The sequence below is a fragment of the Streptococcus sp. 27098_8_51 genome (assembly GCF_041432205.1).
Taxonomy (GTDB): Bacteria; Bacillota; Bacilli; order Lactobacillales; family Streptococcaceae; genus Streptococcus.
The window spans coordinates 331,332-356,847 of the sequence record NZ_JAPVZE010000001.1 but is presented as its reverse complement, the minus strand read 5'-3'; the positions used below and the strand labels follow the sequence as shown (position 1 = coordinate 356,847).

The window sequence follows — 25,516 nt, the reverse complement described above, 5'->3', positions numbered from 1 at the left end:
AGATTATATTTTTACAACTTGTACCTCATCTTTGCCGAGCAAAATCAAGTATTTTTCAATGTTTTCAATCGAATAGGCTCGTGATAAAGCTTCTCCATAGAGCGCTAACTGCCCACGATAGCGTTCAATAAGCTGATTTGGTTGATCGTAACGGTCAGTCTTATAGTCAAAGAGGACAATTCGGTCTTGATAGAGTAAATACCCATCTAGAATCCCACGAACAACAAAGTCTTCCTGACTCTTTTGATCTCGTTTGAGCATGGAGAAAGGTTGCTCGCGGTAGAGATGGCCGATATTAGTGAGAATCTCCTGACCAAGTGGTGTGTCAAAGAAAGCAAGGATTTTAGAAAGATTAATCTTGTCTCTCACAGCTGGACTAGTCTGAACTTGTTTGAGAGTTTCTGTCAGGCTAGCAAGTGTTGGTTGCTGACTAAGGTCAATTCTCTGCATGAGTTCGTGAGTGGCACTACCAATCTCAGCTCCAGTTACTTTTTCTTTAGTTGAAAAATCGGGTAAATCAAAGCTGATTGGCTTCTCTGTTGATTGAGTTTGGTTAGTAATTTCTACCCCTTCCATATCCATAACGGGTTCGTAGAATTTCTTGATTTGGCTTGGGGTTTGAACGCTAGGAAGCTCAATGGCTGCACGGTGAAGAGTATTATAAACTTCCACCTCTTTCAGCACTTCCAAAGCTTCTTTGATGGTTTCTGACTGGCGGTTGTCTGCTTGAGAGCTATCTTGTAGAGGACTCTTGTTTTCCAATTGACCAATAGCTTCTCTGGTCAGCTGGTCTTCACCAATAAAACGATAGCTAAAGTTGAGATCTTCCTTGGCAAATACTTTGCTGATAGCCCAGATCCAATCTTGGAAATTTCTTGCTTGCAGTCTGGTATTGCTATCTAATTTTCCGCTCTCAGCTGATGGATATTCCTTTGCTTCTAGCTTTTCACGAGAACCCTTGCCGACAAGATAGAGCTTTTTCTCAGCTCTCGTCATGGCAACATACAGCAGACGCATCTGCTCTGAATAGCTAGCCAGTTGCAGTTCTTTCTCATTCTGCGTATAAGTTAAGCTAGGAATAGAGAGTTTAATGGTTTTAGGATAGTGTGCTTCCACTGCTCCTGTTTCCACCTTGGCAATGTATTTGACACCAAGCCCATTTTGACGACTGAGAATGACGTCTGACGTCGAGTCTTGTTTGTTGAAGTCCTGATCCATGTTGAGGATAAAGACATAAGGAAACTCTAGTCCTTTACTCTTGTGAATGGTCATAAGTTCTACAGCATCTTTTGGCGGTGCGACGGCTACGCTTGCGAGATCGTGCTGGGCTTCTAGGACTTGGTCAATCATACGTATAAAACGCGACAATCCCTTAAAATTACTCTTTTCAAACTGGTCAGCACGTAGCGCTAGGGCATAGAGATTGGCCTGTCTAGCAGGGCCATTTGGCAAAGCCCCAACATAGTCATAATAAAAACGGTCATTATAAATCTTCCAAATCAAGTCATAGAGAGAGTGGGTTTTGGCATATAAGCGCCAAGAATCCAAGATATCCATGAATTGATTTAATTTTTCTGCTAGATCTGTGTGAATTAACTCTTTCTGGCTAGCTGCTTGTTTATGAGCATTGACCAGTTTCTCATAGAGATTTTCTTGGGCCTTATCTTCTATTTTCTGAAGGGACAAGCGTGCCAACTCGTCCTCATCGAAACTAAACATAGGAGACTTCATCAGAGCTACCAAGGCATAGTCTTGCAGGGGATTGTGAATGACGCGCAGGGTGTCCAGCATGACTTGTACTTCTAGGGATTGGAGGTAGTTGTTTTGCTCACCGTCGGTTTTAACTGGAATTCCGTACTCAGACAGGGCAAGTAGAATCTGGTCATTTCGACTGCGACTGGAAGTCAAAAGGGCAATTTCCTTAAAGGCTACACCTTTCTCTTGATGGAGCTTCAAGATTTCCTTGATGACCAGACGCATTTCCCCAGTTAGTTTCGATTCTGTTTGGCTCTCTTCCTCCTCTTGCCCACTATCGTCCTTATCGTAGAGGAGAAATTCTGCCTTGTTGTCTGGATTAGGAGCCAGCTTGGTATTAGCAAAAACAAGCTGGTGCATGCTATCATAGTTGATTTCGCCGACCTCTTGGTCCATAAGGCGTCCAAAAACATCATTGGTTGCTGATAGCACTTCTGAACTGCTACGGAAATTTTCCTTGAGGAGTATCAACTTACCCTCTTTAGGATTTTGCGCATAGCGTTGAAATTTTTCATTGAAAATTTGGGGATCTGCCTGACGGAAACGGTAGATAGACTGCTTGATATCTCCCACCATAAAGCGATTGTGACCATTCGACAGCAATTCCAGCATCCGTTCTTGAATGTGGTTAGTATCCTGATACTCATCGACCATGACTTCGTGGAATCGTTCCTGATAAGCCTCGCGGACTTGTGGGAAATTCTCTAAAACCTCAATGGTGTAATGACTGATATCAGCAAATTCAAAGGCATTTTCCTGGCGTTTACGTTCACGATAAGCATTCACAAAATCACTCATAAAGTTTTGGAAGGTTTTAGCTAGATCCCAAGTATCTTCATGATAATGTTCTTGGTAGTCGAGAATCGTTATCTGGTCCGCCAGTTGTCCTAGTTTAGCAAACTGGGCCTTTCTCTCTTCGTTGTAGGCATCAACAAGTGGCTTTAAATCGGCCTTACGACTGGAGTTAGCCAGAGCTCGACCATTTTTCTCCTTAGAGATGACGACAACACGCGTAAGCACTGCTTGATAAGCCTGGCTATCGGACTCCTGATTTAAGGAGCTAATTTCATCCAGAACCAGCTGCACATTTTCTAAATAGGCAGCTTTTGGAAACTCCTTGGCATCGTTATCCAGATGATAACGGAAGAAACTTTCCAAGTCCCAAAGCGCCTGCTTGATTTGCTCAGTTAGTTTGTCTTTTTCATTTGCAAAGTCAGCTTCTTCAAACCCTTTGAGGAAAGACTCGTTCAGCCATTTTTGGGGACTGCTGGTGGATTGAAGGAAATCATAGATTTTGTAGACTTGCTGGCGCAGACCTCGTTCATCCTTGCCACGTCCAGCAAAGTTTTTCACTAATCGACTAAATTTCTCTTTATTTTCACCTTGGTAATGCTCTTCAAAAACCTGATGAAAAACTTCGTTCTTTAAGAGTAACTGTTCACTTTCATTTTGTAGAATACGGAAGTTCGGTGCGATATCAATCAGATAACCATGCTTGCCAAGGAATTTTTGTGTGAAAGAGTCCATGGTTCCAATGGCAGCGTTTGGTAGATCTGCCAATTGACGTCCCAAGTGTTGTTTGAGCTCGACATCATCGGTTTCTTGGATTTGTTGGCTGATTTTTTTCTCCAAGCGCTCTTTGAGTTCAGTAGCAGCCTTGACAGTAAAAGTCGAGATAAAGAGTTGGCTGATTTCTACACCACGCGCTAACTGATCCAGAATGCGCTCGGCCATAACAAAGGTCTTCCCTGAACCAGCAGACGCTGAAACTAGGATATTTTGCCCTGCGGTATAAATGGCTTCGATTTGCTCGGCAGTTCTTTTCTGTTCCTTGCTCGAACTTGCTTCTGCTTTTTGCAGTTTTTGAATTTCTTCCTCAGTTAAAAAGGGAATGGGCTTCATCGATTCAACTCCTCTCTCATTTTTTCAAACCAAGCTTGCTTGAGCTTTTCTCCGACCAGACGCTTTCCGTCAGCTAAGTCTAACCTCTCTAGGAAACGGGCTTGTCCCAAGTGGTAATTTGCTTCAAAACCTGTGATGGCTTGGTGTTGCTGGACGTATGGGGCAATGCTTCTGCCATTTTCGGTATAGGGATTAATGGCAAACTGGCCTTGTAAAATCTTCTCAGCTGCCTTCTTGTAAAGATGGGCATTGTAGTCCAATAAGAGCTGGAATTCCTCGTCTGTCAGCTGATTAGCCTTGTTTTGGTTATAAAACTCTCCCAAGTGGCTGCTTTCTTTTTCTAAAAAGAGTCCTTGGTATTTCATTGATTTGCTGGCTTCTACTACTGCTCCTGCCAGACTTTTAACAGCTAATAAAGATTGGACAGGCTCAGCCATTTCCAAGTACATGGCACCGAAAAAGTTCTGCTCCCCTTCCTTTTTAAGGGCAGCAAGATAGGTTGGCAACTGGGAATTGAGCCCATTAAAGAAATGAGGAAACTGGAACTGGGTCAAACTAGACTTGTAGTCCACCACTCCTAGTGCTCCATCAGCTTTCAAGCGGTCAATGCGGTCAACCTTGCCTCGCACATGGACACTCCGACCATTATCCAATTGAATAAAGGCCTGGTCCTTACCGCCAAATATTGCCTCCTCTTGGATGGTTTCGATAGCTGGATTATGACAAAGGATGTGGCCCGTAGTTCGCGCGACATCAAGCAGAACTTCCTTGGTAAACTGCGCTTCCAAACTTTCCTGATAAATAGCCTCAAATTCGCGTTCTTGGCTGGTTTCTTGAATAGCTTGTTCCAGACGTTGGTCAAAGGAATCTTCATCAGGCAGTTTCAAGGCACGTTCAAAAATACGATGCAAGAAATTCCCGTGACTGCGAGCATCAGGACGAAGGCGCAATTCTTCCTGCAAACCTAAGACATAACGGAGGAAATAACTGTATTCATTGCGGTAAAACTCCGTCAAACCAGACGTAGACAGGTAAAACTCCTTGTCAGCTGGATAGAGAGCCTGCAAGGTCTCTTTCTCTAATGGTTTGCTGCTTGGGCTAGTTGGGAGTGCTGGATTTGTAAGACCTTTTTGATCAAGTTTTTTCCCCATCACACGCGCCAGAACCTTGACAAAGGTCACATCTTTTTCATTTTCACTAGAACCTGCCTGCTGATGATAGGCAACTAAGCTAGACAAGAGACTGTGATAAGAACCCATATCATCCTTAGACAGACCTTTGTGATGAATCTTCTTCTCTGTCCGATTAAATCCAAAACTCACCAGTTCTTGAAGATAGGCCGATTCCTTACTCTCATTTTCATTGAGGAGACTTGGAGCGGATAACACCAACTGCTTACGAGCAGCATTGGCTAAGGAAAGCATGGTATAGCGATTTTTCTTGAGGTTTTCACTACTTGCAATCAGTAATTGCGCTCCCTCCTCAGTTGCTTGATTTAGACTTTGTCTTTCTTCGTCTGTCAAAAGACTGGTGTTTTGCGCGATTTTTGGCAAATGATCCTGAGTCAGCCCGATGGCGTAGACAAAATCAGCTGTCAGAGGGGCAATCAGATCGTAACTTTGCACCAGAACGGTGTCCACTGTCGCTGGAATGGTACGATACTGGGATAAGCTCATTCCAGAATGGAGCAAGGCTAGGAAATCCTCTAGACTAACCTGTGTACCAGCGAAAACGGTCGCAAATTGTTCTAAAACATGGCAGAAAGCCTTCCAAACTTCGGCTTGTCTTTCCTGTTCTAGAGTTTCCATAGTAGCTGTCAATCCTTGCATCTGCTTGCTTAAAGTAGCATTTTTTAGAAAAGTATTCCACTTTTGCAAGAGATTTTCAGTCTTTTGCTTCCGACTCGCAAATAAGGTTTCAAGTGGCGCCAAAACTCGCAGACGAAGAGCATTTAGACGCTCTAAATCAAATTTTCCATGATGGGATTTTGTAAAGGTCTGCTGAAAAGAAGGCAAGCCATTGATACCAAGATAGCGGAGATATTGCTCAAAAGCATCAATATCCGCTTGGCTAAGGTCAGTATACAGACCAGTTCTGAGGAGATTAATCAAATCTTCCTGACGGAAACGGTAACGTTTTAAACGTAAAATAGATTCCACGTACTGGGTCAAGGGATGATGAGCCATGGATTCACTTCTACCAAGATAGAATGGTATCTGGTACTGGTCAAAAATGGTTTTCAACGATAACTGGTAAGAAGCCACATCACCCAGCAAAATACGGAAATTCTTGTAACTCAGTTCTGGATGGTCATGTAATTTCTGACGAATAGCGCGAGCCACCAACTCCAACTCTTCCTTTTGTGTCAAACAAGACCAGATTTGCAGATTTTCACGGTCCTTCTCATCTACATCTAAAGTAAGTTCTGAAAAATCATAAGAAGACTCCAGCAAACGAGAGGCCTTGTCAAAACTATCCATTTTCTCATGTGTCTGAGAACGATCCTGAGCAGGTGTTTGGTATTTTGCCCCCAAATGATGAAGAAATTCCACACTGGCTTGGTAGAGATTCCCTTCAGTGAACGGACTGCTATAAGCCTTCTTGCTTGCATAAGCACCAATGACAATCTCGACACCTTTTCGATGGAGTAGATCCACTACACGCTCTTCCTCGGCAGAAAAACGGGTAAATCCGTCAATGACTAAGGCAAGTTGACTGAAATCACTACTTACCTTGTCATTCTCAATAGCCTCAATCAAATGGGACAACTGACTTCCCTGAGCCAACTGACCTTGATTGAGATAGGCTGTTACTTTCTCAAAAATCAAGAGTAAATCTGCTCTCTTGTCCTCATCCGTCAAACTTTCTAAGTCCAAAAAGCTCATCTGAGCAGTCGTCATCTCATGATAAAGTTCAACCAACTGCTGGATAAATTGAGGATCCTGCTTAATCGCACCATAAACACGCAAGTCCTTGGGATCTAGTTCCGCAAGACATTTATAAAAAGCCATCCCAAGACCGATGTCATCTAGACTCGTCTTAGCTGGCAAATCATTTAAAACCAGGTAACGAGCCATCTGAGCAAAACGCGTGACGGTAATCGCAAAAGAAGCCTGCTGGGACAAGCATTCCAGCACGGCGCGTTCCTTTTCAAATGAAAGAGAGTTGGGAGCAATGTAGAAAACCCGCTTACCAGCAGCAACTAGCTCTTCTGCCTCTCTCGTTAAAATTTCAGTCAAAGAAGTCCGAATATCAGTATAAAGTAATTTCATCTCAGCCTCGTTTGCTTTATCAAAGTTTCTTACTCTATTATAGCAAAGTTCGCTTCACAGTCCAAATCCAAAATTCTAGTTGACAATCATTTAACTAGCAAATCAATCATCCTTCATCATCCACTTTCATATGCTGAAAGATATAGAGGAAAAAGTCTTTGGAAACTTCAAAATGCCCATAACGGAGTCGAGAACTATAATCTTTCCATTCAGGATGTTGTCTAGCTATTTCTATGGAGCAATCTTTGACTGGTTGATAATACTCGACATTTCGTCTAAAGGGGAAAAATCCTTCAAACTGCTCTACTTGATAGGCCTTGTCGTCTATAATTTTACCCACGGCCACAAAAGCCTGTAACTTGTCTTGACCGTTCATATCGTATTTTGGGCTATAGTATAAAAGATAGTCACCTTTTTTCATACGATTTAAGGAACCGCCCTTTCCATGACAGACCTGACAAAAATTCCCTTCAACTCCTCTTAAAACATGGTTCTTCGAAACAACTCCGACCCAATATCTAGGCATTTTTATCCTCCAACTCTACTAAAAAGCGATTAAAAACTTCTCTATCGTTAGATAGTTTTTCAAAAAATTCTTCATCAACACCTTCTACTAAAGGTAAAGCTTGATTGACCTTCTCCGCGCCAGACTTCGTCACTGAGACCAGTTTTGCCCGACTATCCTTTGGGTGTTGATCGCGTCTAATGTAGTCTTTCTTCTCCAGTAGCCTAACAATCTGGGAAACCGTCATGACATCCATACCAGTGAACCGAGCAATATCAACTTGCGTTACATATTCCTCTCTATTAGACAGAAACAAGAGCGAGGTTAAAACGATAAATTGGGGCAAAGTGAGGCCATCCGATTTCAAGACTCTTTTTAAGTTGCTTTCCCACTTGTTGTAGACTTTGATGAAAAGAAGACCTGTAGATTCTGTTTCATCATTTTTGTAAATTGAATTAAAGTAATACTTTGTCATTATCTCTCCTTAAATATTAAGTATACATATTATATAAGATTTTATTTTGTTTTTCAAGAAAAGGAGAGTCGAATGTTACAATTCTGTCAGACATTTTATAGTCTATATGCTATAATAAAAGCAAAACACCTAGAAAAGGAAGTCTTATGATTAAACTACTAGCCTTGGATATGGACGGAACCCTCCTTAACGAAGCCAAGGAAATCCCACAAGCCCACATCACTGCCATTCACCAAGCCATTGAAAAAGGTGTCAAACTGGTTCTCTGTACAGGTCGCCCGCTTTTCGGTGTCCTTCCTTACTACAAAAAACTGGGACTGGACCTTCAGAATGAGTATGTCATCGTCAATAACGGTTGTTCAACCCATCAGACCAGTGACTGGAGTCTAGTGGACTGGCAAGAACTCAGTCCAGCTGACATCGAATACCTCTATGACCTAGCAGAAAAAAGCGACGTTCAGTTGACTCTTTTTGATGAGAAACATTATTTTGTCCTCGGTGGCAAGCCTAATCAAATTGTTCAAAATGATGCCAAGCTAGTCTTTTCGGACCTGACTGAAATCTCCCTTGAGGACGCGACTAGTGGCAAGTATCGGATGTTCCAAGGTATGTTTTTAGGAACAAAAGAACAAACAGACGATTTTGAGCAGCGGTTCGCTGAGGAACTCTGCCAACGATTTAGCGGCGTTCGTTCGCAGCCAGTCATTTATGAAGCGATGCCACTTGGAACTACCAAGGCTACTGCTCTTTCTCGACTAGCAGCGATTTTGAAGATCGAGCCCTCAGACATTATGGCCATGGGCGATGCCAATAACGATATCGAAATGCTTCAGTTTGCAGGACTTGGCATTGCTATGGGAAATGCCAGCGACCATGTCAAATCCTTAGCCAATGACGTTACAGCCAGCAATGAAGAAGAAGGTGTTGCGCGTGCCATTGAGAAGTATATTTTATAATTGAGAAGCCCAGTTCATGTCAACTGGGTTTTGTTTTTTTAGAATCACAAAACTTTAGAAACTCTTTAGAATTACTTGATATTTCTTTGATTTCTATACCTTATACTAAAGTTAGTAAAACAAATCAAAAGGAGAAAATCATGAAAACAGTACTCGAAATTCATGGACTGACCAAACAATTTGGCCAACAAGCTATTCTTCAAGATCTTAGTCTAACCATAAAAGAGGGAGATATTTATGGACTAATCGGAAAAAACGGAGCTGGTAAAACTACTCTTATCAAAATCATTACACAATTATTGTTTGCGGACAAAGGTACAGTTTCCCTCTTTTCTAGCAAAGAACAAAATGAGTGGACCAAGGCTTTATCACGAGTGGGTTCTGTTATCGAATCACCTGTAGCCCATAATCACTTAACAGCTTATCAAAACCTTAAATATTATTGTATGATACGTCATATTCCAAATGCTGATAAGGTGATTCATGAAACCTTGGACTATGTTGGCTTGTCAGATACAGGGAAAAAAGTCTTTCGTGATTTCTCACTAGGAATGAAACAAAGACTTGGCATCGCCATTGCCCTCCTATCAAAACCCGACTTCCTGATTCTTGATGAACCTATTAACGGTCTCGACCCAATTGGAATCAAAGAATTTCGTCTCATGATCCAGCGGCTCAATCAAGAAAAAGGCATAACTATCCTCATCTCTAGCCATATCTTGTCAGAACTCTATCTCTTAGCTAATCGCTTTGGTATTCTGGATCAAGGTAAGATTATCCGTGAAATTAGTAAAGCTGAGTTTGAAACACTGAGTGAGGATTATATTGTGCTTAAAACAAGCGATAAAGAAAGAGCTTGTCAGGTATTGAAAGAACAAATCCAGCTCCAGTTTAAGGTTGTCAATCCTGAAAATGAAATCCATATCTTTGGTAATGAACAAGATGTCAAACAGATTCTTAAGCAACTAACTTTGGCAGATGTTGCTATTGATGAGATTTACTTTGCCCGTCAAAACCTAGAAGAATACTTCACCCAATTGGTAGAATAGGAGAAAAATCATGATACATACCATTCAAGCAGATTTTTACCGTCTTTTCCGCTCCAAAGGATTCTGGATTACAGAATTCATTCTCTTTGTTCTCTTGCTAATGGGTGCCACTATCGGGGCTACAGGACATTTAATGTCAGTAAATACAACACCACCAGAGACTCCAACCCATGGTTGGAATGGGATAGAAGCCCTAATCAACGCGTCTAATAACGGCTCAAATCTCGTTTTCCTCTGTATTATTCTAGTATGTTTAGTTCTTGGGGTTGACCTAATCGGCAAACTATATAAAAATAGTTTGACAGTTGGCGTTTCTCGTACAGAGTATTTCCTTGCTAAATCCTTTGTACTAGCAAGTATCGCTCTCTTACAACTCATCGCCAGCCTTGTGATTGCCTTTATTCCTGCTACTCTACTAAACGGAATTGGAACAATGCCTGATGGTTTTGCTACTAATCTCCTCTTAACCATTTTCCTTCAATTTCTTTGCCTCCTTGCTTGGCTTTCCATTGTTTCCTTCATTCTCTATGTTAGTCATTCTTATCTTGCGGTATTTATTGGTTATTTGGTCAGCTCTATCATCCTTTCTATGCCAATGCTTGTTTTCCCAGATATTGAAATTCTACGATATTTAATCCTAGAATTTGCCTATGCTATGACTAGTAATAATCAATCTATTCTCTATACCATCACGGTTTGCGTTTCTGTCATACTTTTCTTCTCTCTCAGCAGCCTTACCGTTTTCAAAAAGAAAAGTCTGTAAAAAAATGACCTCCTCTAGGATATAGAGGAGGTTTCTTCTGTTAAAAATAAATAAAGGCTGAAAACCATTCTCCATCTGTGCTTAGTTTCATATCTGCACCGAGAAGATGGCATAATTCCTCAGTGATATATAGACCTAAACCAGAGGATTCTTCTGTGTCTGATAGATTTTCAGAATAAAAACGATTGCTGAGATTGTCTATATTCTTGATAGGTTTTTTGACAAGATTATCGATTTCTAAAACAAGCCTATTTTCTTCCTTTTTCAAAGAAAGTCGAGCCTTCTCCTTGCCGTGCTTGAGAACATTTCCAAGGAGGTTTTGTATAATTCGGTCAAGCAAGTCCTCATCAGTCGTCGTTTTCAATCCTGGTTCAACGTTAAAATCAAGAACAATCTGTGATGATTGAAAAACGTCGTAATAGGCTAAAGTCTTTTTCGTTATAAAAGTTGATAAATCAAGTTCTTCCAGTTTCGGTTTGACTGCTCCTTCCATCAAATGACGGTATTCAAGGAGGGCCTCCAACCGTTTGGAAACCAAATCCTGATGATGGGCTATTTTATTTAAGGTTTCTGAACTATTATCAGGGTGTTTTATTAGTTGCTGGGTATATCCTGAAGCGATTGTCAAAGGTGTCCGAATATCATGAGCAATGTTACTGATTGCCATATCTAGGGTGCGTTTTTCACGCTTCATGATTAGCTGATTTTGCTCCACTTCCTGAAATAGATTCTCAATTTGGTTATGTAGACGCAAAATGGTCTTTGAAAAGAAATTTACACCGATCCTCTTCATGCTACCCGAGCGAATCTTCTCTTCGATTTGTCTGCTTAAATCTCTAACTGTTAGATGATAGCGAATCAAAGAAACTGATAAAATGATGTTAATGAGGAGCAATATTGATAATAAAATATAAATCATTGCTTGTCTCCTTTTAATCGTACACCAACTCCCCAAATGGTTTCGATGTATTCGTCATTTGGATCCAGTTGATGTAGTTTTTTACGGAGATTGCTTAGATGAGTGTTGAGCGTATTATCTCCAGGCAGGTAACTTTCTTCCCAAATCAATTCATAGAGTTCTTCCTTGGTGAAGATCTTTTTAGGATGCTGGAGCAAGATTTGGAGAATCTGACACTCTTTCTTTGCAAGGCGAATGGTTTCAGTTGCGCTACTTATTTCAAAACTATCCGCATCAAACTGGATATTTTTTAAGCTTTGTACGAGGTTTTCAGTTTTTCTCTGGTTTTCTGACTGATGTTCACCGTTTTGGCGTAACTGTACAGTGACTCTGGCAAAGACTTCGTTCAAATCAAAAGGTTTTACTACATAATCATTGGCGCCGTCTAGGAGATATTGGCTGATGAGCTTTTTATCACCTAAAGCAGTAAGCATGATGACCGGAGTCTGACTAGTTTGTCGAATAGCTTGCAAGACTTGATCGCCATTTTTCCCAGGGAGCATGATATCTAGCAAGACGAGATCAATGCCACCTTTGTCAAATTGCATGATACCTTCTGTCCCAGAAAATGCTTGAATCACCTCGTGTTCCTCTGCAAGAAGGGTTCTTAAGATTTCCTGGATTTCATTATTATCTTCAACTACAAGTATGTTCGCCATAAACCTCGTCCTTTCTAAAACTATTATAACATGTTTTGTTGGGAATTCCAGATACAGAAAAGCTCCTCTCACATTTTAAGCAAGAAGGAGCTAATGAGTATTGAATCTACTTAACTAAATAAGCAATCAAGGCTATAATCCATAGATGCGCTGGGTAGAAAATATAAAAGAAATATTTACTCCAACTAGTTTCTTTTCCTCGCTGTCCATTATACAAAGCCATAAAAGGAAAGACGGTGATAAAGAGCCAGTCAGAATTGTAAAGCATCATTTCCAGTGTTTGGTGCCAAGTGTCGTAAATTTGGATGGAAGTCACTAACAAGAAGGCCCACAGAAAGGCATAGAGGAGATTTCGCAAGCCCTTGCGATTTCGACAAGAGTAACTAATCAAGAGAAATGGTAGCATGGTGATGCCCCCCTCAGTAAAAAGACACCCGAAAATCAAGAGCCCAGCAAGCCCAATACGACGCCACAACTTCTCCTTTTTATCCAACTCTTTTCTGGGAAAACCAATCCAAAGCATGGTAACACCGATGGCCAAAGTCAAGAAAATATTATTAGTAACCATTACACCCTTAGAGGCAAACAGAGTATTGAGAAGGCTATTTCCAGCAAACATGATCAGCGCCCAAGACCAGAGACGGATGAGGTAGTTTTTCAAGTTTCGAGTATAGATAAAACCTTCCATAGCCATATACGCAAACCAAACTCCCACACAACGGGTCAAGGCGTGAAAGATACCTTCCCACAAAGGAGAAACGATCCCGGTGATATGAGGGATATGGTCCAGAACCATTACTGCCGCCATCAGATACTTCAACTGTGTCGCATTCCATTTTTTCATAATAAACCTCTTTCTTTTTTATCTACATAGAGTATAGCATACATTTCCGCGTATAATCGTACACCTATCTTACATTTTTGTAAGACAGGCATGAATATTAAATGTTTATTATGAAATTTACCTTCTAGTCCGTAATTCGTTGGTACATTTCGGGTCTTCTATCACGAAACAGTCCCCAATTTAGGCGCTCGCTTGCTCCCTTATCAAGGTCATAAGTTGCTAACAGAACAGCTTCTCCTTGTCTTTCAGCTCTCTCTAGAATAGCTCCTGTTTCATCCGTCATAAAGGAGGAACCGTAGAAGTCAAGACTAGAACTCTGTCCGCCATTTTCCTCACTAGGAGTGACTTCTTCCAAACCGTAACGATTGGCTGCAATGACTGGGACAATATTTGCTGCTGCGTGCCCTTGCATGGTACGTTGCCAGTGACCGCAACTATCCGTATCTAAGATAGGCTCTGAACCGATAGCGGTTGGGTAAAAGAGCAATTCTGCCCCATTCAACGCAAGACAGCGCGCCGTTTCAGGAAACCATTGATCCCAACAGATGCCAATCCCAATCTTAGCATAGCGAGTATCCCAGACCTTGAAACCAGTGTTACCAGGCGTAAAGTAAAATTTTTCTTGATAATAATGATCATCTGGTATGTGGGTCTTCCGATAAACGCCCAGCACTTCTCCATCAGCATCAATGACGGCGATTGAGTTATACAAGACATTGCCATCTTTCTCGTAGAAACTGATGGGTAAAACGACCTTTAGCTCCTTGGCAATGGTTTTAAAATGCTGAATGGCTGTATTTTCTGTCACCGACTGAGCATGCTGGTAGTAGTCATACTGGCGTTCCTGACAGAAATAGGGACGTTCAAACAACTCGGGCAAGAGAATAATTTGTGCGCCTTGTTCTGCAGCTTGACGTACTAGACGTTCCGCTGTTTGGATATTTGTCGCCACATCCTTGGCGCATTGCATCTGGATCGCTGCAACTTTTACATTTCTCATCTTTTTCTCCTATTCTGGGATTTGTTGGGTGATACAGTGAATATTGCCACCACCTAAGAGAATATCTCTGGCTGGAATTCCTACGACCTTACGGTCTGGGAAACACTTGCTGAGGATATCTAGGGCCACTTGGTCGTTTACATCCTCAAACTGGGGCACTAAGACCGACTTGTTTGCAATATAGAAATTGACATAGGAAGCTGCAAGACGTTCACCTGCATAACGCTCTTCTTCCCCTTCTTCATAGATGTAGCCTGACAAATCCTCTTCGGTTACAACTTGATGAAGCGCTGGGATTGGCAATTTATGAATGGTGAAGGTACGCCCTTTTGCATCTGTTTCTTTTTCTAAAAGCACAAGATCAGCTGCAGACACGGCATACTGAGGATCGCTTTTGTCGTCTGTCCAAGCTAAAACAAGTTCTGCAGGACCAACAAAGGCTGCAACATTGTCAACGTGTTCATTGGTTTCGTCCTGATAAATACCATAAGGAAGCCAAATAACTTTTTCAGCGCCAAGGCTCTCTAATAAGGTGTTTTCAATTTGCTCTTTAGACAGGTGGGGATTGCGTCCAGGACTGAGTAAGCAGCTTTCAGTCACAAGAATGGTCCCTTGACCATCGCTATGGATCGCGCCGCCTTCCAGTACAAAAGGTTTGGCATCATAAACAGGTATCTCTAAAACTTCTGCAAAACGACTGGCTACTTGGTTATCCTCTTCATAATCTTGATAAAGACCATCGACAGCACCACCCCAGGCATTAAAAGACCAATCGACTGCCAATCTTTCTCTTTTATCATTGACAAGAATAGTCGGCCCCGTATCACGCGCCCAGGCATCATTAGTAGGAATATCTAAATAAACAACCTTTTCTCCAAGATAGGATTGGGCTTCAGATAGATGGTCCTGCTCCACCAAAAGATAGACTCTTTCCCCTTCTGCTATGGTCTTGATAATTTGGCTAAATGCTTTTTTTGCAGCCTTTCCTTGAAAAGGCCATGAACCTGGTCGAGTCGGCCATATCATGAGGGTGCCATGATGGGGTTCATACTCTGCTGGCATACGATAGCCTAATTTCTTTGGACTGTCCATCATGATAACCTCCCTTTAAAGTCTTGATAACCGAAGGATTTGACTAAGCTGCAGTCTCCCTGCTCGTCCATGAGATAGAGACTTGGCAAGCCAATACCATTAAAGGTATTATTTTTGACAAAGGAGTAAATAGCCATGTCTTCAAAGTAAAGTCTATCACCGATTTGGACTGGATTTTCAAAACTATAATCACCAATCACATCACCCGTCAGGCAGGTATTAGAAGAAAGTCTATAGGTATGGGCTTTTTCCTGCGGTTCAAATCCATTTCTCAGAGGTGGACGATAGGGCATTTCAAGTACATCTGGCATATGGCAGGTCGCAGAGGCATCTAAAACCAAAATATCCATACCGTTTTCGACAATGTCCAATACTTCAGTTGCTAGATAACCCGCATTGAGCGCAATAGCTTCACCCGGCTCGATATAGACTTCAAGATTGTAAGTTTCTCGGATACGCTTGATTTCTGAAATCAGCAAATCCACATCGTAGTCTTCTCTGGTGATGTGGTGTCCACCACCCATATTGAGCCATTTAACTTGATACAAATAGGGTCCAAACTGCGCTTCTACTGCTTTCAAAGTTGTCTCTAAATCATCTGAACCTTGCTCACAAAGAGTATGAAAATGAAGTCCGTCCACTAAATCCAACAAATCACTCGGTATCTTGTCTAGGCTAACTCCAAACCGAGATCCCGGAGCACAAGGGTCATAGAGCGCGTGATCACCTTGGGTAGAACATTGAGGGTTGAGGCGCAAACCGACACTGATACCAGCCTCTCGGCAACGAGGTCCATGTTTACGCAACTGTCTCTCTGAGTTGAAGACGATATGGTCCGTTATTTCCAGCAATTCCTCCAAGTCTGCATCCTTGAAAGCTGGAGCAAAGACATGGACTTCCCCCGGAAACTCTTCTCTAGCCAGCTTAGCTTCATAAAGTCCACTAGCCGTCGTACCAGATAGATACTGGCTAATCAAGGGATAGGTTTTATAGAGGGAATAAGCCTTTTGGGCAAGTAAAACTTTGCATCCAGCTTCTTCTTGTACATATTTTAGAATGCGACAGTTTGCTTCTAACTTGGCCAAGTCAATGACATAAGCTGGTGTGGGTACTTGTTCTAACTTCATTAGTCCACCATTTGCGGGTTTTCAACCACAACCCAAGGTAATCCATACTCATTCAAAGCTTCCATGAATGGATCTGGATCCAATTCTTCAAGGTTATAGACTCCAGGTTGTTTCCAAGTACCATTCATCACTAATTTTGTCCCAATCATAGCTGGAACTCCAGTGGTGTAAGAAATTGCTTGTGAACCAACTTCGGCGTAACATTCCTGATGGTCGCAAACATTGTAGATGTAGATGGTCTTTTCAACACCAGCTTTTACACCTGTAAAGATACAACCGATATTGGTTTTACCAACTGTGCGTGGACCAAGGCTGGCTGGATCTGGAAGCAAGGCTTTCAAAAATTGGATTGGCACAATGTCTTGTCCATTAAAGTTAATAGCATCCGTACGAAGAAGACCAACGTTTTCCAAGCATTTCATATGCGTTAGATAAGATTGGCCAAAAGTCATAAAGAAACGAATCCGTTTGACTCCAGGAATGTTTTTGGCCAATGATTCAATTTCTTCGTGGTGAAGGAGATACATGTCTTTTTGTCCAACCTGAGGGAAATCGTACTCACGCTTGATTGACATGGCTTCGACTTCGACCCATTTTCCATCTTCCCAGTAAGAACCTGGCGCAGAAACCTCACGGAGATTGATTTCTGGGTTAAAGTTTGTCGCAAATGGATAACCGTGGTCACCACCATTACAGTCTAGAATGTCGATATAGTGGATTTCATCAAAATAGTGTTTGAGAGCATAAGCTGAAAAGACACTGGTCACACCTGGGTCGAAACCAGAACCGAGAAGAGCAGTTAAGCCCGCTTCTTTAAATTTCTCCTGATAAGCCCACTGCCACGAGTAGTCAAAGTAGGCTGTAAAACCAAGTTCCTTACAACGTTTCTCATAGATAGCGCGCCACTCAGGATCTTCTGTATCCTCTGCCTCGTAGTTGGCGGTATCGATATAGTGGACACCTGTTGCCAAGCAAGCATCCATAATGGTCAAATCTTGATAAGGCAGAGCTACGTTCAAAACAGCTTCTGGTTTGTAGCTTTCAATCAAAACAATCACTTCTTCAACCTTGTCAGCGTCAAGAGCAGCTGTTTCAATCTTTGTACTTGTTTTCCCTTCTAATTTAGCCTTCAAGTCATCACATTTCGACTTGGTGCGGCTAGCAATCATAATCTCTGTAAAGGTTTCGCTATCTTGGCAAATCTTTGAAATAGCAACTTGGGCAACGCCCCCACATCCAATAACTAATAAGCGACTCATTTTTTTCCTTCCTCTTCTTCTAAAATGTCCTCAACATACTTGGGCAACATAAAGGCTCCCACGTGTAAGTTTGCAGTGTAGTATTCTGTGAAAAGCTGGCGTTTTTTCCAGCCTTCCTTGTCAAAATCTTTAACAGGGTGATATTTTTTCGATGCAAATCCAAACAACCAATAGCCTGCAGGACTGGTTGGGATATGTGCCTGATAAACCCGGCTGATTGGAAAGGCTTGATTGACCTTGCGGTGCATGCTTCGGCAAGCTGACTCATCCTCGTCAAAGAAGGGACTCCCATGCTGATAGATCATGATGCCGTCTTCTTTCAAGGCTCTGTAACTGTTCCCGTAAAATTCCTTGGTAAAGAGCCCTTCCGTATGTCCAAATGGATCCGTCGCATCGTTAATAATGATATCGTAATCATCCTCACAGTTTCTCAAAAAGCGTAGCCCATTTTGGTAGTAAATGGTAACACGAGGATCATCTAGCCCTGCAGCAAAGTCTGGGAAATACTCACGACAGACCTCAACCAACATCTCATCTGGTTCCACAATATCGATTTGCTCCAGTTCAGGATAGAGGGTTAATACTTGGGCAACACCACCGTCACCACCCCCAATAACCAAGACTTTCTTTGGATTTGGGTGGACAGCCATGGGAACGTGAACGGTCATTTCATTGTAAACAAAATCATCTGCATCTGAAAACAAGACATGCCCATTTAAGATCAATATCTTTCCAAAAGCTGGCGTATCTAATACTTCGATATCCTGCCATTCACTTTTTCCAGCATAGAGTTGCTTTGCAGTTCTCAAGGACAATTTAACATCTGGAGTATGAACTTCAGAAAACCATAGATCCATCTAGTTCTCCTTTCTCTTAATGACGTTGATGTGATTGACCTCTGGATCTTCCGTTCCTTGGAGGGAACAACCACGTTCTTTGGCAAATTGGATATAGTCTACAATTTCTCGTATAATGCGTTCACCTGGTGCTAGGATTGGGATGCCTGGAGGATAGCACATGACAAATTCCCCACAGACATGTCCAACAGATTCATCCAAGGTGAAACTTCTTCTCTCTGAATAAAAGGCTTCCTGAGGAGACAGCACTAACTCGGGCTGGATATATTCTCCAGCAATCAAATCTTTTCCATCTCTTGAGTAGAGTCTCTTGATATCCGCCAAAGCACCGACCAAACGTTCGATGTCTTGGATGCGGTCACCAATCGAAATATAAGCTAAGATATTCCCAATATCACCAAATTCGATCTGAATGTCGTATTCGTCTCGCAGGAGGTCATAAACTTCGATACCTGTTAAGCCAATACCCTGAGTGTAAACGGACAGCTTGGTCACGTCAAAATCACAAACAGACACACCGTCTATGAGCTCTTTTGAGTAGGCATAATAACCACCGATAGCATTGATTTCACGACGAGCATACTCAGATAGTTCAATGACTTTCTCAAAAGACTCTTTGCCACGAAGGGCTAAGTTGCGACGAGAAATATCCAAACTAGACATAAGTAGGTAAGAGGCAGATGTAGACTGGGTCAGGTTAATGATCTGACGAACGTACTCAGGATTCATCTGCTCCCCGATAAGAAGGATGGAGCTCTGGGTCAAACTCCCACCAGACTTATGCATAGAGACCGCCGCCATATCAGCGCCAGCATCCATAGCAGACAGCGGCAATTTATCTGTAAAATGCAAATGCGCTCCATGGGCTTCATCCACTAAAACCATCATGCCAGCTTCGTGAGCCATTTCCGTTAAACCCTTGAGGTCTGAACAAATCCCATAGTAAGTAGGATTGTTGATTAGGATAGCTTTAGCATCTGGATGTTCCTTAATGGCCTGTGCAACACGGTCATTTTCAAGACCTAAAGCGATACCGATTTTAGGATCCACACTCATCTCGATATAGATGGGAATGGCACCACATAGAACCAGCGCATTGATAGCAGATTTGTGAACATTACGTGGCAGAATAATCTTATCTCCTGCCTTACAGGTGGAAAGAATCATGGTCTGAACTGATGAGGTTGTTCCCCCAATCATGAGAAAGGCATGGGCTGCACCAAAAGCATCCGCAGCTAATTCCTCCGCATCCCGAATAATCGAAATGGGATGACCAAGATTATCCAAGGGTTTCATAGAATTGACATCAATGCCAACACATTTTTCTCCTAACAGTTCGACAAGTTCTGGATTTCCTCGTCCACGCTTGTGACCTGGCACATCAAAGGGGACAATCCTTTTCTTGCGTAGTTTGACCAAAGCCTCGTAAATTGGGGCTTGGTTTTGATCTAACTTCTTCAAGACATACTCCTTTACCGTATTTTTAGCACCTCAAGAAGATAAAGGCGACTAAAGGTTGACTTATGAAAAAAGAGCAGGTTTTCACCTGCTCTGCAATCTTCTGACGTGTGTATTTTGGTTTCTGTTGAGTATGTCTGTTCCTGATGTTTCCTAACTCTCTAGTAGCAAATATTACGTACTTTATTGATCGTTTCACAAGATGACGTGTGCTTTCACCACACTAAAATTTATGAATTAGGACAAGTGTCCTAACATCAACTTATAAAAGTAGGCTTTTAACCCTATCAATAATGTGGCTTTTCAACCACGCTTCGGCATTCAACCCTGCCTGTCCGTAGGCATTTTTTACTCGGGTTTATATTTGCTAGAAAACATCTTCTCATTTTCTAAGCCTTATAACTATATCATGTTTACAAGAGCTTGTAAAGGATTTTGTGAAACTTTTTTAAAGAATTTCTTTTTTTGTTCGCAAAATATTATTCAACAATAAAAAGAAATCGCTTTAAAGCGTTATAGACATAAGAAAAAAGAAACTACAACCATTAGCTGCTTCAATAATCTTAAAGTATAACTTGATATTGAAAATCAGTTCTTTTCATCAGATTTTATACACATTTCTAGCTAGGAAGTGCGAATCAACTGCTCCAATTCTACTTCTGAAAGCTGTCCTTGATTGTAAAGTTTTCTAAGTAAATCCTCATCTACAGTAATTGAATAGTAATCCGTCACAAACTCATGAAATTTCTCAAAACTGTCAAAGAAATAGGATAACAACCATTCGCCACCGTCCTGCTCTTGGTAGGTATTTTGATGCTCTTGACCGTCATACCAGATAAAGAAAGTTGTTTCATCTTTTTGCTCTTCTGAATATAGGTTTTGATACTTTACATCCAGTCCTTTATAAAATCCGTCTATGATGTCTTGATTCCACTCATCCGCAGCAAATTGACTCAAACTGCTTTCATGATCAAAGCCCTTTATAAGGATCATTTTATCAGTGAACATCACATCTAGAGAATCACCAGAACCATTGTCGATAAGGTAACGAACCCCATAGCTTCCCTCAGTCTTAACGATCAATCGAAGCCAGGTCTCATTTGGATCTGTTCGATACTCATCAATGACAAGCAAGGCATCTAAACGTGTCTTGGCATTTTCCCATTCAATTCTTCCCATCTCTTTAGTCCTCCATCTTAAAGTTTAAAATCTATTATGCTTACAAATTCTATAACCAATTTCTACCTATTCCGTCCAACTATACTTTGGAATATTTCCTTCACCAGACAAATCATCAGGTGTACGATTTTCTAGATGTGCATTCATCAGGCACCTGACTAACAGTGGTAAAAGTAGTTAACAAATAGTCACTAAGACATTTCCTTTGAGAGTTAAGATTTTCTTATAAAAGTTTTTCATTTTTACAAAACAGGTTCGAATATCATCCTTGATTTCTTCCTCTTCATCAAGATAATCCCAAATATCGGGATACAAATCTGCCTTCTTGCATGCTTCCATGCTAAAGTCAGCCAGAGCCTTATCCATATCAAAATTCTCTAAAGCTTGGACAATTTCAGTTATCTTTGAGTGTTCAGTATAGGCTATATACTCCGATACATTTTCTAAAGGAGTCACTCCCAAGACAGCTTCTCTCAAGGGGTCGTCATCCATAAATTCTGAACTATTAAAACCTGTCATAACAAAGAGCAAGGCATCCCACATTTTGTCAATATCTATCAACGTATCATTTCCCTCAGGATAATCCTCTACCAAGTCAAGCAATTCCTCTTCCTGACGAGAATACCGCTTTATTTGGCTTAATTCATTGTCAGACAGATATTGATAATTAGCAATCATTCCCATAATGTTTCCTCCTATTGGTCCCCTTTCTTGAAAAAGGCAAGAAATCTACTGTTTTTGGACACTCCTCCTTATTTCTCCTTCTCATCTTCTGTCACTTCCCAGACTTCTGACTGATAACCCTCACCATCTATATCATAGCGCTGCATATAGCCAATAAATCTTTCCTTTTTATTTGACTTACGAGGCTTGAGAATGTTTACAGCCCAGAATCCGATAAGAATGAGAAATAAAAGCGCTATTACAGTCTCCATATTATTTCTCCTTTGCCTATCTTAATAACCTTCAACCCACTTTTCATTATCCATGATAAAAGGCTTAGCTAATCCGTCACCAGTGTAATCCGCATACTTTGTAGCTAAATACTTGTAACAATCTTCCTTGCTCTCAAACTTAATAGCTTGATAAGGCTCTTCAAAAGTCAGTTTCTCTACAAATAAGAAACCCTCCTCAGCTGGCACTAAAACACCAACGTGACCGACAAAAAGATACTCTCCATCCAAATTATCATGCAACACAACAGACAACATTCGAGCTTTATCATTGAATTGAAACTGTGAGAAGAATTTCTCCATCTTCTGCGCATGAACTTTTACATCCATCGTTGCTTCCGTCGCTACCCTAGAAAATAGAATATCAAACTCTTCCTTATCTTTCGCATCAAATACTTTTCCCTTATCGATAGCATCGTTATCCACAAAAAGTAGCTGATCATTCTTTTCAAGCTTTGGAATTGTGACCGAATTTTTCAAGAGCGCATAGCTATTGATGCGGCAGTTGGTTCCGACAAAGTCACCCTTTTTTTGATTCCATAGATTACTAATTTTCTCTACGTCGTATTCTGTCTTCGTAAAGGAGGCAAAATTTCCACTTAAGCCAGTAGAGCCGACAGTCGCATTATAGTCTGTGACAAGATTGAAAAATGCCTCAACACTATTTGGGTCCAAGTGAGCTGATAAGAGAGATTTGACCTCTTCGATACTGACCTGATTGTTCAGATTGGTATATGAAGCCGTCCAAGGAACTTTATCCGAACTGGTCTGTGTCTGGTTTGCAGCTTCAGTGCTCGTATTATTTTGGTGACAAGCAGCCAAGCCAAGAAATAAGGGCAAACACAGTCCCAAGGCTACTACTTTTCTCGTTCGTTTCATGAAATTTCCTTTCTAAAGCAAAAGTCTCTATTTTTCTTTAAACACTCTTCACTAATCCCTCATCCGATAATCCGTGACTTAGCTTTATTATACTACATAAGTCAAAAAAAGACTGCACGAATCACCTATTCATAACAGTCTTTTTGAGTACGATTTTTATCGGATGATAAAACCTTTAGGCAAAATCGCCAGTTGCAGTCCCAATTCTTGGCAATGACTGGCTAGCACTACAGAATCACGGTCTACAAGATAGTTTTCACTTGATTGGTTAAAAATAGCTTGGACCTTTTGTCCATCATAATCCCATTCAAGAGCTAGCACGTCCGGCTTAATTTCTTTTAGGCTATAGGTGCCATGTTGGATAATGCCTGAAGCATCCTTACGAAGCTGAATCAATTTCTTCATAAAATTCAACATCTCATTGCTATCGGAAACACGTTCCCAAGGCATGACACGACGACAATCTGGATCTGGTCCTCCATCTAACTCCAACTCAGTTCCATAGTAGAAACACGGTGTCCCTCTTTGTAAAAAGAGGAAAGCAAGAGCCGACTTAACGAGTTGAACATCTTCCTTGGCAGTAGTCAAAATGCGCTCCGTATCATGCGAATCCAAAAGATTGAACATCACTTCAGAAATCTGTTGTCTATAGTACATAGACTGGCTATTGATCTCATTGATGAATTGAGGTGATTTCTTAACCCCTCGCAAGAAATAATCCTTGATAGTATCAGAGAGAGGATAGTTCATAACTGCGTGGAATTCATCTCCATTTAGCCACGGCTGGGAAGTGTGCCAGACCTCTCCAAGAATATAAAGGTCAGGCTTTTTAGCCAAGACAGCCTTATGGAAATCTCGCCAAAATTGGTGGTCGACTTCATTTGCCACATCCAGTCGCCAAGCATCAATATCAAACTCTTCAATCCAGTAGGTCGCAACGCTTAGCAAATAGTCTCTCACTTGAGGATTGCCCGTATTGAGCTTGGGCATATAGCTGGCAAAAGCGAAGGTATGATAAGGGAGTTTTCTTGGATTTCCAAGCTTATCTTTGGTCACGGGAAATTCTTGAACATGGAACCAATCTTTGTAAACAGAATCTTCACCATGCTTGAGGACATCTTGCCACTGCGGAGACTGATCCCCGATATGATTGAAAACAGCATCCAGCATGATTTTCATGCCTTTCTGATGGGCCTCCTCCACCAGTTTACGAAAGGTTTCCTTGTCTCCAAAATGACGGTCAATTTCGAAATAATGCGTCGTATTATACTTGTGATTGCTTGGGGATTCAAAAATTGGACAGAGATAAAGTCCTGTAATCCCCAAATCTTGCAAGTAATCCAGATGGTCAATAATGCCCTGTAAATCACCACCAAAGAAATCGCTCGTCTTTGGCTTGATAGAGGAATCCCAAGCTAGGGCCCCCTCTGGAGAAATCTCAGGATTGCCATTAGCAAAGCGTTCTGGGAAAATCTGGTACCATGCCGTCTTTGCTACCCAGTCAGGAACATGACAAGCATCAATCTCATGGATATACGGAATTTTAAATCCATTTCCTTCATAATGAAGATTTTCTAGCGTGTTTGCAACACATCCCTTATCGCCATACAAAATACTCTGACCTAGCTTATCTTTGAGTTCAAAAAGATACTGGAGTCGCGCATAGCCAACTGAAACTTCCGCTTGCCAGTAATCAAATAAGGCATCAGAAGTTACTTTGACCATCGCCTTGCTTGCTTCATAATGGTCCTCTAAAAAGATAAAAGTATCTCCATAATGCAAATGGATGCTTTCAATATCATCTTTCTTAGTCCGGATACGAATGTGCATTATCTTATCCTTATAAAGATAAGCATACTCCGACTCTGGTCTATGGTAAATGGCAGTTAATTCCATTGTATCTGTCTCCTAGTTTACTTTGAATCTCTTTACAACGCAAACGTTTTCATAGTTTTGATTCTAGTATACTACTTTAAAATTTTATTTTCAAGACTTGTCCGTAGTTTCGAGTGGATTGTTTTTGAGAATATAAAAAAGCAGTAAGTCTTAATACCTACTACTTTCTGATTGATGATTTACAAATGCCTTTCCAGCCAATCTATCTTTTTAAAATCCTTATTGTTATTGTGGTCATTTCGATAGGAATCTTGGGAAGAAGCTTTATATATACTGAAATACTGTTCTAAACTTGGAACACGAAACGTGATGTCCTCGAGATGAATCAGCTCTATATCTGATTCCGAAACTCCTGCAAAATCAGGTAAAGAATCGATACTTCCGAATTCAACGCTCACACCATCTTTTTGGAATTCGTGCTCATGAATATCTATTAAGGTATAGCCTAAGTGTTTCATCACTTTCATTATCTTGTCCCAGTCATAAATTCTGAGATGATCAGGCGCTTCCCAGCCTCTAGGATCTCCAGGAACATGAATATCAATGTCAGACGGCTGCCATTCTTCATTTGAACGGTATTCAAACCCCAAAGACCCCATGAGCGTCGGAGTGATTCCGACTTGGTTTAAATGTGAACAAATTGTTCGAAATTCATCAAATAGAGAATTCATTTCTCCT

General features: G+C 41.2%; 22 protein-coding genes. 3 read left to right on the top strand and 19 right to left on the bottom strand.

Going from position 1 to position 25,516, the window contains the following annotated elements:
- Nucleotides 1–3: 3 nt before the first annotated feature.
- From addA to O3622_RS01715, 4 genes are all read right to left on the bottom strand, one after another.
- Nucleotides 4–3,657 (bottom strand): helicase-exonuclease AddAB subunit AddA, encoded by a 3,654-nt coding sequence (gene addA, locus O3622_RS01730; protein WP_371606933.1) that lies wholly within the window; start codon nt 3,655–3,657, stop codon nt 4–6.
- A complete protein-coding gene (gene rexB / locus O3622_RS01725) occupies nt 3,654–6,929 on the bottom strand; it encodes an ATP-dependent nuclease subunit B (protein WP_371606932.1) in 3,276 nt (1,091 codons plus the stop codon). The genes addA and rexB overlap by 4 nt, the downstream gene beginning before the upstream one ends.
- A 106-nt stretch (nt 6,930–7,035) precedes the next feature.
- Nucleotides 7,036–7,455, bottom strand: coding sequence for an EVE domain-containing protein (locus O3622_RS01720; RefSeq protein WP_096407189.1), 420 nt, complete (start codon nt 7,453–7,455; stop codon nt 7,036–7,038).
- Entirely contained in the window at nt 7,448–7,909 is a 462-nt protein-coding gene (locus O3622_RS01715) for a MarR family winged helix-turn-helix transcriptional regulator (RefSeq protein ID WP_371606931.1), read from the bottom strand. The genes O3622_RS01720 and O3622_RS01715 overlap by 8 nt, the downstream gene beginning before the upstream one ends.
- Before the next feature lie 146 nt (nt 7,910–8,055).
- On the opposite strand from O3622_RS01715, the gene O3622_RS01710 reads away from it, so the two are divergent.
- From O3622_RS01710 to O3622_RS01700, 3 genes are all read left to right on the top strand, one after another.
- Nucleotides 8,056–8,865 (top strand): Cof-type HAD-IIB family hydrolase, encoded by an 810-nt coding sequence (locus tag O3622_RS01710; protein WP_049478250.1) that lies wholly within the window; start codon nt 8,056–8,058, stop codon nt 8,863–8,865.
- Between the two features lie 140 nt (nt 8,866–9,005).
- Nucleotides 9,006–9,914, top strand: a complete 909-nt coding sequence (locus O3622_RS01705) for an ATP-binding cassette domain-containing protein (RefSeq protein ID WP_049479618.1) — start codon at nt 9,006–9,008, stop codon at nt 9,912–9,914.
- A gap of 10 nt (nt 9,915–9,924) precedes the next feature.
- On the top strand, nt 9,925–10,677 hold the full coding sequence (locus tag O3622_RS01700) for an ABC transporter permease (protein ID WP_049500632.1): 753 nt from the start codon (nt 9,925–9,927) through the stop codon (nt 10,675–10,677).
- A gap of 40 nt (nt 10,678–10,717) precedes the next feature.
- Here O3622_RS01700 and O3622_RS01695 read toward each other — a convergent pair whose 3' ends face one another.
- From O3622_RS01695 to O3622_RS01625, 15 genes are all read right to left on the bottom strand, one after another.
- Nucleotides 10,718–11,596: a sensor histidine kinase gene (locus tag O3622_RS01695; RefSeq protein ID WP_371606930.1), complete on the bottom strand. Its 879-nt coding sequence runs from the start codon at nt 11,594–11,596 to the stop codon at nt 10,718–10,720.
- Nucleotides 11,593–12,294: a response regulator transcription factor gene (locus O3622_RS01690; protein WP_371606929.1), complete on the bottom strand. Its 702-nt coding sequence runs from the start codon at nt 12,292–12,294 to the stop codon at nt 11,593–11,595. Before O3622_RS01690 ends, O3622_RS01695 begins: the two co-directional genes overlap by 4 nt.
- A 106-nt stretch (nt 12,295–12,400) precedes the next feature.
- On the bottom strand, nt 12,401–13,138 hold the full coding sequence (locus tag O3622_RS01685; RefSeq protein WP_070567351.1) for a TraX family protein: 738 nt from the start codon (nt 13,136–13,138) through the stop codon (nt 12,401–12,403).
- Between the two features lie 124 nt (nt 13,139–13,262).
- Complete coding sequence (gene aguB / locus O3622_RS01680; protein WP_001246712.1) at nt 13,263–14,138, bottom strand: N-carbamoylputrescine amidase; 876 nt, start codon at nt 14,136–14,138, stop codon at nt 13,263–13,265.
- A 9-nt stretch (nt 14,139–14,147) separates the two neighbouring features.
- Nucleotides 14,148–15,233: an agmatine deiminase gene (gene aguA / locus O3622_RS01675; RefSeq protein ID WP_000969475.1), complete on the bottom strand. Its 1,086-nt coding sequence runs from the start codon at nt 15,231–15,233 to the stop codon at nt 14,148–14,150.
- Nucleotides 15,230–16,357, bottom strand: a complete 1,128-nt coding sequence (nspC, locus tag O3622_RS01670; protein WP_371606928.1) for a carboxynorspermidine decarboxylase — start codon at nt 16,355–16,357, stop codon at nt 15,230–15,232. Before nspC ends, aguA begins: the two co-directional genes overlap by 4 nt.
- The gene (locus tag O3622_RS01665; RefSeq protein ID WP_371606927.1) at nt 16,357–17,616 is read right to left on the bottom strand and encodes a saccharopine dehydrogenase family protein; all 1,260 of its coding nucleotides are present in this window, start codon (nt 17,614–17,616) and stop codon (nt 16,357–16,359) included. Before O3622_RS01665 ends, nspC begins: the two co-directional genes overlap by 1 nt.
- Nucleotides 17,613–18,473, bottom strand: coding sequence for a polyamine aminopropyltransferase (gene speE / locus O3622_RS01660; RefSeq protein ID WP_000366713.1), 861 nt, complete (start codon nt 18,471–18,473; stop codon nt 17,613–17,615). The genes O3622_RS01665 and speE overlap by 4 nt, the downstream gene beginning before the upstream one ends.
- On the bottom strand, nt 18,474–19,934 hold the full coding sequence (locus tag O3622_RS01655) for an aminotransferase class I/II-fold pyridoxal phosphate-dependent enzyme (RefSeq protein ID WP_000732146.1): 1,461 nt from the start codon (nt 19,932–19,934) through the stop codon (nt 18,474–18,476).
- A 621-nt stretch (nt 19,935–20,555) separates the two neighbouring features.
- Nucleotides 20,556–21,110 carry a hypothetical protein gene (locus O3622_RS01650; protein ID WP_000532578.1) on the bottom strand — a complete coding sequence of 185 codons (555 nt, stop codon included), beginning with the start codon at nt 21,108–21,110 and terminating at the stop codon, nt 20,556–20,558.
- A 177-nt stretch (nt 21,111–21,287) separates the two neighbouring features.
- Complete coding sequence (locus O3622_RS01645) at nt 21,288–21,794, bottom strand: YfbM family protein (protein ID WP_000525332.1); 507 nt, start codon at nt 21,792–21,794, stop codon at nt 21,288–21,290.
- A gap of 68 nt (nt 21,795–21,862) precedes the next feature.
- Nucleotides 21,863–22,045 carry a hypothetical protein gene (locus tag O3622_RS01640; RefSeq protein WP_049478261.1) on the bottom strand — a complete coding sequence of 61 codons (183 nt, stop codon included), beginning with the start codon at nt 22,043–22,045 and terminating at the stop codon, nt 21,863–21,865.
- Nucleotides 22,046–22,066: 21 nt separating this feature from the next.
- Nucleotides 22,067–22,942, bottom strand: coding sequence for a DUF4300 family protein (locus O3622_RS01635; RefSeq protein WP_049489658.1), 876 nt, complete (start codon nt 22,940–22,942; stop codon nt 22,067–22,069).
- A 156-nt stretch (nt 22,943–23,098) separates the two neighbouring features.
- Nucleotides 23,099–24,838, bottom strand: coding sequence for a glycoside hydrolase family 13 protein (locus O3622_RS01630; protein WP_371606925.1), 1,740 nt, complete (start codon nt 24,836–24,838; stop codon nt 23,099–23,101).
- Between the two features lie 179 nt (nt 24,839–25,017).
- Nucleotides 25,018–25,509, bottom strand: coding sequence for a nucleotidyltransferase domain-containing protein (locus tag O3622_RS01625; RefSeq protein WP_049489661.1), 492 nt, complete (start codon nt 25,507–25,509; stop codon nt 25,018–25,020).
- Between the last annotated feature and the right edge of the window lie 7 nt (nt 25,510–25,516).